The organism is Paenibacillus sp. GYB004, assembly GCF_036577605.1.
GTDB classification, from domain to species: domain Bacteria; phylum Bacillota; class Bacilli; order Paenibacillales; family NBRC-103111; genus Paenibacillus_AB; species Paenibacillus_AB oceani.
Genome location: NZ_JARBDB010000002.1, coordinates 192,444 through 206,041, shown reverse-complemented (window position 1 = coordinate 206,041; position 13,598 = coordinate 192,444). Strand labels below are relative to the sequence as shown.

At 55.4% G+C, this 13,598-nt stretch carries 16 protein-coding genes; 7 read left to right on the top strand and 9 right to left on the bottom strand.

Features of this window, described 5'->3' with window-relative positions; all coding sequences use genetic code 11:
- Positions 1-25: 25 nt before the first annotated feature.
- Positions 26-1,849, bottom strand: a complete 1,824-nt coding sequence (locus PV433_RS00965) for an EAL domain-containing protein (protein ID WP_332070342.1) — start codon at positions 1,847-1,849, stop codon at positions 26-28.
- A 529-nt stretch (positions 1,850-2,378) separates the two neighbouring features.
- Here PV433_RS00965 and PV433_RS00960 point away from each other — a divergent pair.
- The 3 genes from PV433_RS00960 to racE all read left to right on the top strand — a co-directional run bounded on the left by PV433_RS00960 (position 2,379) and on the right by racE (position 5,051).
- The gene (locus PV433_RS00960; RefSeq protein ID WP_332070341.1) at positions 2,379-2,807 is read left to right on the top strand and encodes a disulfide oxidoreductase; all 429 of its coding nucleotides are present in this window, start codon (positions 2,379-2,381) and stop codon (positions 2,805-2,807) included.
- A gap of 159 nt (positions 2,808-2,966) precedes the next feature.
- Positions 2,967-4,040 (top strand): polysaccharide deacetylase family protein, encoded by a 1,074-nt coding sequence (locus PV433_RS00955; protein ID WP_332070340.1) that lies wholly within the window; start codon positions 2,967-2,969, stop codon positions 4,038-4,040.
- A 204-nt stretch (positions 4,041-4,244) separates the two neighbouring features.
- On the top strand, positions 4,245-5,051 hold the full coding sequence (racE, locus tag PV433_RS00950; RefSeq protein WP_332070339.1) for a glutamate racemase: 807 nt from the start codon (positions 4,245-4,247) through the stop codon (positions 5,049-5,051).
- A 45-nt stretch (positions 5,052-5,096) separates the two neighbouring features.
- Here the strand turns inward: racE and PV433_RS00945 are convergent, their stop codons facing one another.
- Positions 5,097-5,489: a DUF3054 domain-containing protein gene (locus PV433_RS00945; RefSeq protein WP_332070338.1), complete on the bottom strand. Its 393-nt coding sequence runs from the start codon at positions 5,487-5,489 to the stop codon at positions 5,097-5,099.
- Positions 5,490-5,561: 72 nt separating this feature from the next.
- On the opposite strand from PV433_RS00945, the gene PV433_RS00940 reads away from it, so the two are divergent.
- On the top strand, positions 5,562-5,798 hold the full coding sequence (locus PV433_RS00940; protein WP_332070337.1) for a hypothetical protein: 237 nt from the start codon (positions 5,562-5,564) through the stop codon (positions 5,796-5,798).
- Between the two features lie 5 nt (positions 5,799-5,803).
- On the opposite strand, the gene ytvI is transcribed toward PV433_RS00940, so the two are convergent.
- Complete coding sequence (gene ytvI, locus PV433_RS00935) at positions 5,804-6,904, bottom strand: sporulation integral membrane protein YtvI (RefSeq protein WP_332070336.1); 1,101 nt, start codon at positions 6,902-6,904, stop codon at positions 5,804-5,806.
- 142 nt (positions 6,905-7,046) lie between these two features.
- Between ytvI and PV433_RS00930 the strand changes: the two genes are divergently transcribed.
- Together PV433_RS00930 and PV433_RS00925 are read left to right on the top strand one after the other, a co-directional pair.
- Positions 7,047-7,349 carry a HesB/IscA family protein gene (locus tag PV433_RS00930; protein WP_332070335.1) on the top strand — a complete coding sequence of 101 codons (303 nt, stop codon included), beginning with the start codon at positions 7,047-7,049 and terminating at the stop codon, positions 7,347-7,349.
- A gap of 98 nt (positions 7,350-7,447) precedes the next feature.
- The gene (locus PV433_RS00925; protein WP_190928723.1) at positions 7,448-7,672 is read left to right on the top strand and encodes a DUF1450 domain-containing protein; all 225 of its coding nucleotides are present in this window, start codon (positions 7,448-7,450) and stop codon (positions 7,670-7,672) included.
- Positions 7,673-7,838: 166 nt separating this feature from the next.
- Here the strand turns inward: PV433_RS00925 and PV433_RS00920 are convergent, their stop codons facing one another.
- The gene (locus tag PV433_RS00920; protein WP_332070334.1) at positions 7,839-8,075 is read right to left on the bottom strand and encodes a hypothetical protein; all 237 of its coding nucleotides are present in this window, start codon (positions 8,073-8,075) and stop codon (positions 7,839-7,841) included.
- Between the two features lie 152 nt (positions 8,076-8,227).
- Between PV433_RS00920 and PV433_RS00915 the strand changes: the two genes are divergently transcribed.
- A complete protein-coding gene (locus PV433_RS00915; RefSeq protein ID WP_332070333.1) occupies positions 8,228-9,382 on the top strand; it encodes a hypothetical protein in 1,155 nt (384 codons plus the stop codon).
- A 112-nt stretch (positions 9,383-9,494) separates the two neighbouring features.
- On the opposite strand, the gene wrbA is transcribed toward PV433_RS00915, so the two are convergent.
- From wrbA to cysW, 5 genes are all read right to left on the bottom strand, one after another.
- The gene (wrbA, locus tag PV433_RS00910) at positions 9,495-10,133 is read right to left on the bottom strand and encodes an NAD(P)H:quinone oxidoreductase (RefSeq protein ID WP_332070332.1); all 639 of its coding nucleotides are present in this window, start codon (positions 10,131-10,133) and stop codon (positions 9,495-9,497) included.
- Between the two features lie 170 nt (positions 10,134-10,303).
- Positions 10,304-11,074 carry an endonuclease/exonuclease/phosphatase family protein gene (locus PV433_RS00905; RefSeq protein WP_332070331.1) on the bottom strand — a complete coding sequence of 257 codons (771 nt, stop codon included), beginning with the start codon at positions 11,072-11,074 and terminating at the stop codon, positions 10,304-10,306.
- A gap of 270 nt (positions 11,075-11,344) precedes the next feature.
- Positions 11,345-11,548, bottom strand: a complete 204-nt coding sequence (locus tag PV433_RS00900; protein WP_332070330.1) for a YezD family protein — start codon at positions 11,546-11,548, stop codon at positions 11,345-11,347.
- 66 nt (positions 11,549-11,614) lie between these two features.
- A complete protein-coding gene (locus PV433_RS00895; RefSeq protein ID WP_332070532.1) occupies positions 11,615-12,670 on the bottom strand; it encodes a sulfate/molybdate ABC transporter ATP-binding protein in 1,056 nt (351 codons plus the stop codon).
- Positions 12,670-13,590, bottom strand: coding sequence for a sulfate ABC transporter permease subunit CysW (gene cysW / locus PV433_RS00890; RefSeq protein ID WP_332070329.1), 921 nt, complete (start codon positions 13,588-13,590; stop codon positions 12,670-12,672). The genes PV433_RS00895 and cysW overlap by 1 nt, the downstream gene beginning before the upstream one ends.
- Positions 13,591-13,598: the final 8 nt, after the last annotated feature.

Here is a 13,598-nt window from a genome sequence, read left to right as displayed (position 1 = left end):
TGCGAACATTCGCAAGTGGACGGCCTTATCGTAAAACCTCGGATAAGTTGCGGTTTACCCGGATCAAATGCTCGAAGTCGGACACGGGCAACGGCGTGCTGAACAAGTACCCCTGGATCTCGTCGCACCCGTACCGCCGCAAAAATTCGAGCTGCGCCTTGGTCTCTACACCTTCGGCGAGCGCCTTAATTTTCATCTTGTGCGACATAGCGATGAGCGCCGTGACGATGGCGGCATTTTCCTCATCGGTTGTCAGTTCCTGGATAAACGACTGGTCGATCTTCAACGTATGGACGCGGAACCGTTTCAGGTAGCTGAGCGAGGAATAACCGGTGCCGAAATCGTCTATCGAGATCCGGACGCCCAGTTCCCGCAGCTTGTCGATCGTCTCCACGATGTAGTTGACGTTTTTCATGGCGACGTTTTCGGTTATCTCCAGACAGAGCAGCTTCGGGTCCAGACCGGTCGACTCCAGCGTTCCTTTGATCAGTTGGATAAACCCGGGCTGCTGAAACTGGTTGACCGAAATATTAACCGCCACTACGAGCGGAGGCAGCCCCTGCGCGATCCATTCTCCGTTCTGGCGGCACGCCTCCTTCAGCACCCAGTTGCCGATCGGAACGATCAATCCGGTCTCTTCGGCCAGCGGGATGAACTCGGCTGGAGAAATCATGCCCCGTATCGGGTGCTTCCACCGGACGAGCGCCTCCATGCCGTAGATCCGGCCCGACCCGAGATCGACGATCGGCTGGTAATAAACCGTAATCTCTCTGCGTTCCATCGCCCGCCGCAAATCGATCTCCATATTGAGACGCTCGAGCGAGCGGATGTTCATCTCGGAGCGGTACAGCTGGAACGTGTTGCCGCCTTTTTCCTTGGCGCGGTACATAGCGGTATCGGCGTTTTTGATCAAAGTATCCGCGTCGGTGCCGTCGCTCGGGTATACGCTGATACCGATGCTGGAAGTGACGTACAGATCGTGCTCCCCGTAAGTAAACGGTTCGCTGAACAGTTGCGGAATAAAGCCGGCGAACGTCAGCACTTCGTTAATGCTCGTAATATCGGTGAGCAGCACGATGAATTCGTCGCCGCCGAAGCGGGCTACCGTATCCTGGGGCCGTTTGTTCGCCTTCAGCTTGTCCGCCCAATATTTGAGAAGCTCGTCGCCGATATGATGACCGAGCGTATCGTTGATGACTTTAATCCGGTCCAGATCGATAAATAGAACGGCCAGAATGGTGCCGGTTTTCTCGGAGCGATGAAACGCCTCGTTTAGCCGTTCGTGAAACAGAAGACGGTTGGGCAGGTCGGTCAAAGCGTCGTGATACGCCATATGCCTGATCTTTCGTTCGGCTTTCTCCCGTTCGACGACAGCGCGGATCGTCGAATACGACCGGACGAAACGGTCGTCATCATGCGATTCGGCAATATCCCGCATTCGTTCTTCGAACGAATTGTCGCGAAGTCCCTCCTCTGCTTTGCTCAGCTTGGCGAGCCGGAGCATCTCCATCATATTCTCGACGTGTTCTTTATGTATCCTTGCGGCAGATGCGACCTTGGACTCTTGCGCCGAGCGATGATCGAAATACACGGTCCCCTTTTTGGAATCGTACTCCACGACATGGTTCATATTGACGACATTGGTTGTGTCAATCAGCCGAAACCCGTCCTCGAACAGCCATTCTTCGATGCTTTCCAGCGAAAGATCGAGGTAGAATTGATCAGTTTTCGTATGAACGACGTAATCCCGATTCCGGATCTTATCGATTTTTACTATATCGCTGGACGGAATCGTGATGATGTCTGAGCCTCTTTTGCCGTCACGAGTCACCGGAATTTTTTGCATCATTGCGTCAGCTCCGAAAATCTTAATGGATGTCGTCTATATATTTTACGACAAAAGTTACAAAACCTATATAGGAGATTAGTCTCACGTCCAGGTGCTGCAATTTGTAAAGTGAGATAGGAAATGCTTGCTAATGCTGGTTTTTCTGACTCATGTCCGTAAGAAGCTAGTAGGGTTTCATTAAAAAAAGAGTTGAAAATTATGTCGATTGATGTCGAAAATTATTGAGGTTTCCCTTAGATTACAGAGAACGCTCGGTTTTTCGGGAGCGAACGCTTCCGGCAGAGGGCCGCGTTTCGTCCGGCTGTCGGACGGTCGGGAGGTCGCAATCGTTCGTAGGTGTCAGGAGTCAGCTCACCTTTCCGAATAAAACAATTTCCACTATAATGGTTATGGGCGCCGGGAAGCACCCGGTTGACCCTATCCTATCGAAATGATCGCTTAAACTCAAGGTTCATCCGTTTTTGCAGGCGGGCGAAGAACGTTCCAACTGGCAAAAGCGCCGGAACCGACAAAAAGGAGTTCTTGCAGCATGCGCAAATTTTGGGCCGAAAACGGCCTCCATCTGTCTTGGGCGATCGCTCTTGTGGCGATGCTCGGCAGTTTGTACTTCTCCGAGGTGAAAGGGTACATGCCCTGTAAGCTATGCTGGTATCAGCGCATTCTGATGTACCCGCAAGTTATCATATTGGGAATAGCGGCGGCCCGCAAACAGCAGGTGTACATGTATGTGCTGCCGATGACCCTGCTCGGCGCCTGCATCTCGCTGTACCATTACCTGATGGAGAAGACGGACTGGATCAAGTCGAATTCCTTCTCGTGCGGCATCGTTCCTTGCGATGCGGAGTATATTAACTGGTTCGGCTTTGTGACGATCCCGTTCCTCGCCCTGACCGGGTTTGTGCTCATCTCCGCCATCCAGATCGCCATGTGGCGCATCGACCGCGCCCGCCGCGCTTAAGACTGCTTTACCCGAGTCCCCGTGACGCCGAATCGGCAGCGAAGCCGAATGCGGATACGTTTCGGGGATTTGATTTCAGGCTGGAGATTTCAGACCGTCTGACAAGGAAACCGGAGAATGCTTGTCGAATACGTTAGACAGAGCGAGGAGGGAACCTGAATGCGCACAATCAGCTCGATCTTAACCGCGGCTCTCGTAGCCGGGACGCTGCTGTCCGGCTGCTCCGATTCGGCGGGGAACGGGCCGCAGGGGGCTTCTCCCGACCCGTCCGAGAGCCAGCAGGAAGGCGGCAAAACTCCTGTCGCGTCCGACCCGGGGAAAAAAGGCGAGACGCCGGCCGCTCCGTCCACTGGAGGGAACGCTGCGCCTCCGGTCACCCAAGGCGATAAGCCAGCCGAAGAGCCGAAAGCAGCCTTAAAGCCGGAACCTCCGAAGACCGGCCAACCGGCGGCCGAACAGCCGAAACCGGAACAGCCCCAAGCGGAGCAGCCGAAGGCGGAGCCTCCGAAAACCGAGCCGCCCAAAGAACCGGTCAAGCCGACCGCTGCGGACCAAAAAGCGGTGTCCTGGTATTACATGAAAAAGAAAAAGGGCGAGGTCCCGGGATTTCCGGCGGAAACGAAGCAGCTGAAGCCGGAGCAGAAAGCCGTATGGATCGGCAAAGAAAATACGGTATATTTGACGATTGACGTCGGGGGAGAGCTGCTCGATTACGAGACGCTGCTCAAAAGCTTGAAGGACAATGAAGTCAAAGCGACGTTTTTCGTCACCGGCTACAACCTGAAGAACAATCCGGATTATATCAAGCTGCTGCTTGAGGAAGGCCATACGGTCGGGAATCATTCAATTACGCATAAGGATTTTACTACGCTGACCGACGATCAGGTCAAAAAGGAAGTGGCCGATTACGAGAAGCTGTATAAGGACATCACCGGTCAGGAGCCGGTGAAGTTTTTCCGCTTCCCTTACGGCAAATACAGTATGCACCTGTTGACGCTAATGTCCGATCTGGGGTATACGTCCTACTTCTGGTCGACGGCGATGAAAGACTGGGAACCGCGCAAGAACGGGGCGGAGGATGCGTTCAACGACGTGACCGGCAATGTGCATGACGGCAATATTATTTTGATGCACCAGGCTTCCAAAGAAAATATCGAAGCGATGGACCGGATTTTGAAGGCAATCAAAAAAGACGGCTACAAATTCGGAACGTTGGATGAGCTGCAGAAATAGGCAACCGATACAAACGCAGGGAGCGAGGCCCGGGGCGAAAGCCCCGGGCCTTTCCTTGTGAAGCGGGAGCCGGGGGGAGGGCCGTATCGGTTAGATGGGAGCAAAGCAGGCTCTTTCATGGGCAGCGGGAGTGGTACGTTTTGGAAGGGGAGCTCATATTGTAACATGTAAGCCTTACACATCGAAGTAAAGGAAGCGAACCTAGTGCAACAAGCGATCGCGATATTGGATTCCGGGGTCGGAGGGCTGACGGTCGCGAAAGAAGTCATGCGGCAGCTTCCGATGGAAAACATACTATACTTCGGCGATACGGCGAGAGCGCCGTACGGCCCCAGAGATTCGGAAGAAGTGTTGGAGTTCACCCGGCAAATCGTAGATTATCTACTTCAGTTCGGTCCGAAAATGATTGTTATCGCATGTAATACGGCAACCGCCATCGCGCTGCACAAAATCCGCTCGATGGTATCGATCCCTGTCGTCGGTGTCATTTATCCGGGTGCACGCGCGGCTATCAAATCGACGAGAAACGGAACGATCGGTGTGATCGGAACGGAAAATACGATTCGCAGCGGAGCTTATCAGCAAGCTCTCCAGTCGATAAATCCGTCGATCCGGGTCGTCTGTCTGGCATGTCCCAGGCTCGTACCTCTCGTGGAGAACCGGATGTTCCGTTCCGAGGAGGCGAAGCTGGTGGTGGAGCAATCGCTCCGGCCTATGCGGCAAAGCGACATGGATTGTTTGATTTTAGGCTGTACGCATTACCCGTATTTGTCGGAGGCGATATCGGATGTGGTCGGTCCGGACGTATCGCTTATCAGCTCGGCCGACGAGACGGCCCGCGAGATCAGCGCGATTTTGTATCACAGAGGGCAGTTGGCCGAGAACGGCGATTTGCCGGTACACCGTTTCTTTTGCAGCGGCAATCCCGGCCTGTTCCAGGCGATCGCTCAGGAATGGCTTGGCGAGGAAATGAAAATATCGCCGGTTGTATGGCAGCTGACCCGCCTGTAAGCGAAAAAAATCCCCTCCGGTGAAGGAGGGGATCGCGGCTGTCTGTTACTTGAACCGCCGACTGGGTAAAAACAAGGAGAAGAGCCAGACGCAGATCACTCTCCATACGGTCATAAAACCGGCAACCAATGGGAACGCTACGATGGCGAACGATCCGCCAGGCAGACGTCCGAGCCAGACGGACCGGAGGGCAAGCCCGATCGGAACGGCGATCAGGCAGGTGAGCAGCGCCCAGCCGATTGCTTTGCGTACGGAGGCGATCGAGCTGAGCCGGTACGTCCGGGCGATGGCAAGCGCGGCGATCCAGCCGATCACGAAGGGCACCGCCGTTTCCAGCGAAGCGGACAGCGAGAAAGACATATCGTGATCTTCCCTGCCTAGCAGGACGAAGATGAACAGGACAAGCAAATCTCCGGCGACTAGCGCAATTACAGGCATTTCGTTTCATTCTCCTTATTTCGTCACACATAAGCGCGATATACTAGCCACTAGCGGAAGGGAGGAACCGGCATGATCCGCAAGCTGTTGTCTTACAAACATTGGAGCACGGTAGCCAGACGCGTCTACCGGCTGCTCGTCTCGAAGGACGTGCCCGCCGGAGAGAAGCTGCTGTTCGGCGTTCCGGTGCTGCTGTATTGGGTGCTTCCGGATGCGATGCCGTTTCTTCCGCTGGACGATATCGCGGTTACGTTGATTGCGATGAACTATTTCGCCGGCCGGGCCGAGCGGAAGTTCGGAATCCGCTGACGGCCTCACTTTTGCACCTTTTTGTCGTATTCCTCCTCCGGGAGCCGAATCCATCTGCGCAAATAACCTTGGTCGTACAGCGCTTTGACGAGAATGATCAGGATCGGGGATAAAATAACGCCGGCTACGCCGAACAGGGACAGCGAGACGATCATAAACGACAGCATCGTAAAGGCCGATACCCCAAGAGAGTCGCCGGTTATTTTTGGTTCCAGAATTTGTCGCGTTCCGACCACGATAGCAAGCAGTATCGAGAGAATGACAGCCAGCTTTACATTGCCGATTACAAATAAATAGACGATCCAAGGGATAAACACCGTCGATACACCCAGCAGCGGCAGGACGTCGAAGATGGCCGACAGCAGCGCGATCGAGAAAGCGTTCTTGACGCCGAGCACGAGCAGCGCGATAAAGATAATGACGAAGGTCAGCGAGATCAGCAGCATCTGCGACTTAATATAGGTGACGATCCCTTTCAATACGTTTTCTTTGAGAAAGAAAAACGCTGTCTTGAACGTGCGCGGAGTTTTGTCCGTGGCGAACCGCTTCCACGTCTCGATCTCGATGCTCAAAAAATAGGCGAGGATGATCCCGATCGCAAAATTGAACAAAAATGACGAGAACGAAGTCAGCAGATTAAACAGTCCGCCGAGAAACGCGGTTGCGAGCTTCGCTCCTTTTTCAGTGATGACGGTCGAATATTCCTTCACCTGGAGCAGCCAGTCGTCCGGAATCGTTTCCAGCTTCGACTGCCAGAAGCCCATATTGTTGACGATCTCCTGCTGAAGAATGGTGGCGTATACCGGTATCTTTTGAATAAGCTGATAAATTTGGGTGGTGAAGATTGCTCCGGCTCCGATGACGACGCCAAGGATGACGACGACGAACACAAGCGTAGATATCGAGGTGGCGATCGACTTCTTCAGTCCTCTGCGGTTCAAAAACCGCGCAAACGGCTCGATGACGACGAAGATGGCGAAGGCCAAAAAGATCGGCGTCGCGATCCGGTACAAGTAGCTGAAGGCGAGCATGAACAAATAGATGGTCAACACCATCAGACCGATGTCGAATGCGGTCTTGTAATATTTCCGATAAAACGAAAGCATGGGTTCACCTCGAAATGGGATGGGCTTTTCATCATTTTATCGGTTTGCGAAATGGAAGTCCACAAAAGTTAGACGATGCCGGGAAAACGTGGTATCATTTTGAAGGTGGAACACGTCACGTCACGCAAAAGGAGTGGGATCAATGAACGTCAAAATAACAAGAAGCGCGGCGAAGGTGCTTTTGAAGGAACTGGATCTGGAAGAAAACAAGGGGCTAAAGGTGCGGGTTAAGGTCGACTTTACGCATAGCAACCATGTCCACTACGCTCTTGGACTGGACGAGCCTACAGATGAAGACATCATTGTCGCCACGGATAAGGGCATCGATGTCGTGCTGGAAAAAAGCGAGCAGATGCTCGATGGCGTCAGAATCGACTATTTGTACTTGCCGAACGAAGGGTTTGTCATCACGAATCCGAACAAGGGCAACCACGGCGATCATTGATCACATGCCGGACTTTAAACCAGGTTTGACTCCAGAGCAAGCATGCTGCTCTGGCTTTGGATCAGAGTGCGTAAGCACAGCGGGAAGAGGTACGGATCATGGCCAATGACATCCGCGTTTGCGACAAGTGCAAACATATGAAGATGAAGACGACGCTGTCCAAGCTGCAGAAGCTTGCTCCGGATACGGATATCAAAGTGGGCTGCAAGTCGTATTGCGGTCCTTGCTCGCGGGCGGCGTTTATTTTCATTAACGGCCGCTATGTCACGGCACCGACCGAAGACGAAGCGATCGAGAAGGCGCTCAAATATATAAAGGCGTGATCGTCTGGCAACTATGCGCCTTACGAAGCACCTCCCGGCAATCATCGGACAAACGTTACGTTTCTCCGTTGTGATTCCCGGGGGGTGCTTTTTGGCATGCGGTTAGGCGGGAGCGGATCATTCGAAATGAATTTGAACGTTCATACAAGCATGGTCCGGAGCAGCCTTAACGCTTCGGCTTCGGACTTGGCTTGGCCGGTCCTCTTCTGCGGGTAACCCGGCTTTGGCGCTGCTTGATCAGATAGTAGCCGTTCCAGACGCCGGCGATTCCGCCCAGCACCAGAACCGTCTGCATCCACAGGTCGTCCTTCTGGTATAGGAATACGAGTATAGACGTTACGGCAAAGGCGATCGCAATAATAAGCTCAGCGATGACAAGCAAAAGCAGTTTGTTGGAACGCATGATGTTCTCTCCTTTTCGAGGTTGGCGGTTGCCCGGACAATCGGCTGCTCTTTCTATCATAACAAAAAGTAGGCGCTCTACGATACAGCCTGTGCCGCTTCATGGTATATTGAAAGGTAAAGAAGAGAGCAGCCTGGAGGGAGAGAGAGCGTATGGAACTGATTTTTATAGCGTCTCTAATCATCGTGATCGTGTTGTTTCTGATGAGCCGGCTTTCCGGCAAGAACAAATCCCGGGCCGCTGGAAGACGAGGGGGACCTGCCCGCAAAAGCGCACCGCCGAACCGCAAAGAGTATCGGACCGGCGTCTTGCCAGCTCATCTCGGTCTGGCCTCGGACATTCCGCTGACGTCTATGGCGCGTGAGCTGGAGTCGGCGTTTCAGACGTTGTTTGTACCACAGCTCAAGCGGCGGGTGCTCGATAAATATCCGCGTATGACCGAGGCGGAGTACGACTGGAAAGTTCTCGAGCTGAAACGGTATTTGCTGATGAATGCGGTACTGCGCGGAGTGCCGATGTTTAGCCGCGAAGTAGACGATATTTGGCATGAGATGCTGATGTTTACCCGCGAATACGAGACGTTCTGCAACAGCTGGTACGGACGGACCGTTCACCATGCGCCGCACGGAGATGCGGCGCCGATGCCCGGAGAGCGGGCATGGTTCGATTGGGTGTACAGCCAGCTGTTCGTGCCAACGGAATACAGCGGGCAAATCTGGCGCGGATTTTTCCGTTATCCGCTGGATGCGCAGCTTCTGGAGGAAGTGGAGCGGCAATCGCCGGACAAGCTTGCCTCGTCCCGTTTCAATCGCGCCTCGATGGACGTCAGTCCGGATGCGGAGAAAACGATCGGATTGCTGATCGGCAGACTGAAGGAACAGATCGGTAACGCAAAAATGGCAGATGGGAACGAACCGTACGGCAAACCTGTAACGCGCAATGCCCAATACACGTCCGGAGCGAACCATTCGAATACGTCCGATTATACGATGCTTGCAACGTCGATGGTGATGTTCTCGGTTATCGACCCGGTGGGTTATACCGAGCAGATGGAGGATGTGCTGCCGGAGGAGGAGAAGAAAAATCAGGCTTCGTGCGGCTCGTCATCCTGCTCCGGGACGTTCGGCGACGACCGTTCCGACTCCCGGGACTCCGGCGATTCCGGCGATTCCGGCGATTCCGGCGATTCCGGCGATTCCGGCAGCGGTTCGGACGGCGGCTCGTCCGGAGACTCCGGCAGTTCCGGGGGCTCCTCGTCGTGCAGCTCGTCCTCGTGCTCTTCGGGGTGCGGCGGCGGGGGAGACTGACGGTCACTCCATCCGGCGCCTGCCACTTGATCCGGAGTCCAAAAAACAAACCCCGCCTGTTCCGGCTGACCGGAGGAAGGCGGGGTTTCTTGTATATCGGCTATGGATAAGCTTAGCTGGATTGTCCGGCCTTTACCCAGCCGGCTACCGTTACCGTACGCTTGGCTTGATGTCTCGCCGCCTGCAGGACGGCGTCCGGAATCTCGCCGCTGTCCACCGCTGTGGCGCTAGTTCCGTACGGGTTGCCCCCGGCCTGGAACGTGATTGGATCGGTATAGCCCGGAGCGGCGACGATCGCCCCCCAGTGATACATCGTCGTATACAGCGACAGAACGGTCGCTTCCTGGCCGCCGTGCGGGTTGCTGGCGCTGGTCATCGCGGAGACGACTTTGTTGACGAGCTTGCCTTGGAACCATAAGCCGCCTGTCGTATCGAAAAACTGCTTCATTTGCGAAGCCATGTTGCCAAAACGCGTCGGCGTGCTGAATATGATCGCGTCCGCCCATTCGATGTCCGCATGCGTCACTTCCGGCACATCCTTGGTCGCTTCCGCGTGCGCCTTCCACGCCGGGTTGGAGGCGATCGCCTGCTCGGGAGCCGTCTCCGGCACACGGACGAGTTTTACCTCGGCTCCGATCTCCTTGGCTCCTTCCGCCGCCGCTTGGGCCAGCTTGTAGTTCGTTCCGGTGGAGCTGTAATAGACGATAGCCAATTTCACATTACTCACGATTTCATCCTCCTTTTTTCTCATTAATAAGTTACTTACTAAAGTATAGTTAATATCATCTTTGTTGTCAAACCAAAACACGGCCGTCCGAATGAAAGGGCGCCACAATCAATATGTACATTACCCCAACTTCTTATGCATGAAACGGTAAAGTCTCCATTTCGGGCAGCATGGTATGGACTGCGGCATCCGTACTAATGTGCCGGTCCGCCTATAGTCACGGAAGCCGCCAGCGGCAGATGGTCGGATGCCAGCGAAGCGGTCACAGCAGCATCGACAGGCACGAGATCCGGAGAACACCAAATATAGTCGATGCACTTTATGGCAACCGGAGCGCCGCCCGCGGCGGACAGAAACGTCGGATCGTGGCGGCCGCCATGAACGGACGCATACGTATCGCGCAGGACGGCGAGCAGTGGAGCGAGCTCCGGGCTGTTCGGCAGCGCGTTAAAATCTCCGGTTACGATGCAGCGTTCCGGACCGCCCGCCAAATACACCTCGACGAGCCGCAACGCCTGAGCGATCCGTTCCTGGTCGGACAGTCCCAGATGGGTGTTCAGCACGCGCACTGTCTCGCTACCAACCTGAAGACGTGCTTCCAGCAAGCCGCGCGGTTCGTTCCAGCCGCCGGGCGTGTCGATCCGGGGCAGCACGTGGTTGCGGCTCGATACGATCGGATAACGGCTTAAGATTGCGATGCCGTATTGCCGGCGATGTCCTCCGCTGCCGGGCTGCGGGTCCATATCCAGGTTAGGGCCATATACGGCGTGCATCCCGAGAGAACGCGCCAACAAGGCGGTCTGGTCCTGCCAGCCGCTCCTCTCCCCATAATATTTGTCGACCTCCTGCAATCCGATTACATCCGCTCCGCTGTCCCGGAGAACGTCTGTCGTGCGTTCCAAATCCTGCCGTCCATCGATTCCCAGCCCGTGACAAATGTTAAAGGAAACAACTTTCAGATTCACTCCGCTCGCCTGCCTTTCTTCCTGTTGGGATTCCCCGTTTACTGCTATTGTAAAGTATGGGATTTCTGCAGGGCAAGCAGGCAATGGGGGCGATCCGCTTCCGTTAAAAAAAGCTTCCGTCCACCCTCTCGCAGCTATGCGGCAAGGCGGATCGGAAGCATGCGGCGTCCTTCGATTCTGTTTTACACCGGGAAGGGGCTCCGGTTAGCAGCTTTTGCTCCGTTTTCAGAAAGGCTAACTTCGCAGCAGTTCCAGGGAATGGCTGGCCTTTTACTGACTCCGTTTTTTTAGCTTCTCGGGACGCGCGCGGGTTTGAGGTTGCGCGAAAGCATCGAACCTTTTGCGTTCGGTCCGTTCAATCTGCACGATCTTTCCGTCGTGCACAATAATTTGCACGCTTCCGTATTCCATTCCTTCTAAGCTGCCGAGTATGCGTTCTGTCCATACGTCGTCCAATTGAACCGGATTGCTCATCGCGATTCCCTCCAACATTTGTATTTTTGCACAGCGGGTCAAACGGTTGGTTCTATCGTCTCGTTATTAAATGTTAATCGGCATCGGATCGGTCTTCATCGCGTTCTCGACGATCCGGGAGTGCCGGTCGTTAAACAAGATCAGCCTATGAATGAGCACCAGCACCTCGTCCCCCGTCTTAAGCGGGGCCTTCTCCAGAGAGCGGTAAGCGAATACAGACTGGGCGCCCAGGCTTATCTCGACCTGCCAGCTGCTGCCCCGAAAGTAGACGCCCCGCACGACTCCAGTTTCCGCGGCCAAAGGAGTCGACAGCTCGCCGGGGGTCCCCACCTCGACGAACTCCGGGCGGATGATCGCTTTGGCACCGGGAAGCTCCGCGAACCCTTTCAGCCGGGACGGATCGTCCAGCTGGCTCGATTCCCCGATAAAGCCGGCGACAAACGGAGTTTGCGGGTTTTTGTAAATTTCGAGCGGTGATCCTTTCTGCTCCAGGCGTCCTCCGCCTACGATCATAATTTCGTCGGCCACTTCGACCGCTTCGTCCTGATCGTGAGTGACGAATATCGTTGTAATCCCGATGCGCTCGATCGTCGATCTCAGCCAGGACCGCAGCTCCTTGCGCACCTTGGCGTCGATGGCGGCGAACGGTTCGTCGAGCAGCAGCAGGTGAGGCTCGGGCGCCAGGGCGCGGGCGAAAGCGACACGCTGGCGCTGGCCGCCGGACAGCTGGTTCGGATATCGGTTCTCCAGCCCTTTCAGGCCGATCAGCTCGATCAGCTCGGATACCCGCTGCCGGATATGGGCTTTCGGCTTTTTTTGCACGGTAAGGCCGAAGGCGATATTGTCGTACACGGACATGTGCCGGAACAGGGCGTAGTTCTGAAAGACGAAGCCGATGCCCCGCTGCTGGGGAGGGACGTCGTTGACCCGTTTGCCGTCGATGAAAATATCGCCCGAATCCGGCGTCTCCAGGCCCGCCAGCATGCGCAGGATCGTCGTCTTGCCTCCGCCGCTCGGTCCGAGCAGGCCGATCAGATTGCCTTTGCCGATCCCGAAGCTGATACGGTCCGAAGCGGTGAAGCTGCCGAACGTTTTTACAAGATCCTTCACTTCGATATACATCATTCATTCCCTCCCGGAAGCTTCGCCTGCCCGGACAATCCTGCCGCTGCAGCCTGATGATGCTTCCACTCGACGATGCTTTTGACGACCAGCGTAAGAAGCGCAAGCAGGACGAGCAGCGAGGCGACGGCGAAGGAGGCGGCGAATTGGTATTCGTTGTACAAAATCTCCACATGGAGCGGAATCGTGTTCGTCTCGCCCCGGATATGTCCCGATACGACGGAGACGGCGCCGAACTCGCCCATGGCGCGTGCGTTACAGAGGATGATGCCGTACAGCAACCCCCATTTCACATTCGGAAGCGTGACCCGCCAGAACAGCGTCCAGGCGCTTGCGCCCAAGGAAACGGCGGCTTCCTCCTCCTGATTGCCTTGCGCCTGCATCAGCGGGATCAGCTCGCGGGCGACGAACGGGAAGGTGACGAAGATGGTCGCCAGCACGATGCCCGGCAGGGCGAAGATGATCGGGATGCCGCGATCGATGAAGAACGGGCCGAACCAGCCTTGCGCTCCGAACAGCAGCACGAAGATCAGGCCGGATATAACGGGCGAGATGGCGAACGGCAGGTCGATTAATGTAATCAGAAATTGTTTGCCGCGAAAGCTGAACTTGGCGATCGCCCACGCCGCCGCGATTCCGAATACGGTGTTCAGCGGTACGGCGACCGCGGCGGTAACCAGCGTCAGCCGGATGGCGGACAATGCTTCCGGATCGACGATCGAGGCGATGAATACTTCGGCGCCTTTGCGGAACGCTTGGGTAAAGACGGTGACGAGCGGCAATATAAGCACGAGCACGATGAACAGGAGTGCGATGGCGATTAACGTCCATTTGACGACGGCTGATTCGCTGGTGGCTCCCGTCCGGGTACGGCTTGCCGGCGAAGGCGAAGCGGTGCATGCGGCAACGGTTCCGGCCATAGGGGTTC

Excerpts from the sequence above, each read along its gene's own strand:
- PV433_RS00965 (WP_332070342.1), bottom strand. The coding sequence starts at position 1,849 with ATGATGCAAAAAATTCCGGTGACTCGTGACGGCAAAAGAGGCTCAGAC.
- PV433_RS00960 (WP_332070341.1), top strand. The coding sequence starts at position 2,379 with ATGCGCAAATTTTGGGCCGAAAACGGCCTCCATCTGTCTTGGGCGATC.
- PV433_RS00955 (WP_332070340.1), top strand. The coding sequence starts at position 2,967 with ATGCGCACAATCAGCTCGATCTTAACCGCGGCTCTCGTAGCCGGGACG.
- PV433_RS00945 (WP_332070338.1), bottom strand. The coding sequence starts at position 5,489 with ATGCCTGTAATTGCGCTAGTCGCCGGAGATTTGCTTGTCCTGTTCATC.
- PV433_RS00940 (WP_332070337.1), top strand. The coding sequence starts at position 5,562 with ATGATCCGCAAGCTGTTGTCTTACAAACATTGGAGCACGGTAGCCAGA.
- ytvI (WP_332070336.1), bottom strand. The coding sequence starts at position 6,904 with ATGCTTTCGTTTTATCGGAAATATTACAAGACCGCATTCGACATCGGT.
- PV433_RS00930 (WP_332070335.1), top strand. The coding sequence starts at position 7,047 with ATGAACGTCAAAATAACAAGAAGCGCGGCGAAGGTGCTTTTGAAGGAA.
- PV433_RS00925 (WP_190928723.1), top strand. The coding sequence starts at position 7,448 with ATGGCCAATGACATCCGCGTTTGCGACAAGTGCAAACATATGAAGATG.
- PV433_RS00920 (WP_332070334.1), bottom strand. The coding sequence starts at position 8,075 with ATGCGTTCCAACAAACTGCTTTTGCTTGTCATCGCTGAGCTTATTATT.
- PV433_RS00915 (WP_332070333.1), top strand. The coding sequence starts at position 8,228 with ATGGAACTGATTTTTATAGCGTCTCTAATCATCGTGATCGTGTTGTTT.
- wrbA (WP_332070332.1), bottom strand. The coding sequence starts at position 10,133 with ATGAGAAAAAAGGAGGATGAAATCGTGAGTAATGTGAAATTGGCTATC.
- PV433_RS00900 (WP_332070330.1), bottom strand. The coding sequence starts at position 11,548 with ATGAGCAATCCGGTTCAATTGGACGACGTATGGACAGAACGCATACTC.
- PV433_RS00895 (WP_332070532.1), bottom strand. The coding sequence starts at position 12,670 with ATGTATATCGAAGTGAAGGATCTTGTAAAAACGTTCGGCAGCTTCACC.
- cysW (WP_332070329.1), bottom strand. The coding sequence starts at position 13,590 with ATGGCCGGAACCGTTGCCGCATGCACCGCTTCGCCTTCGCCGGCAAGC.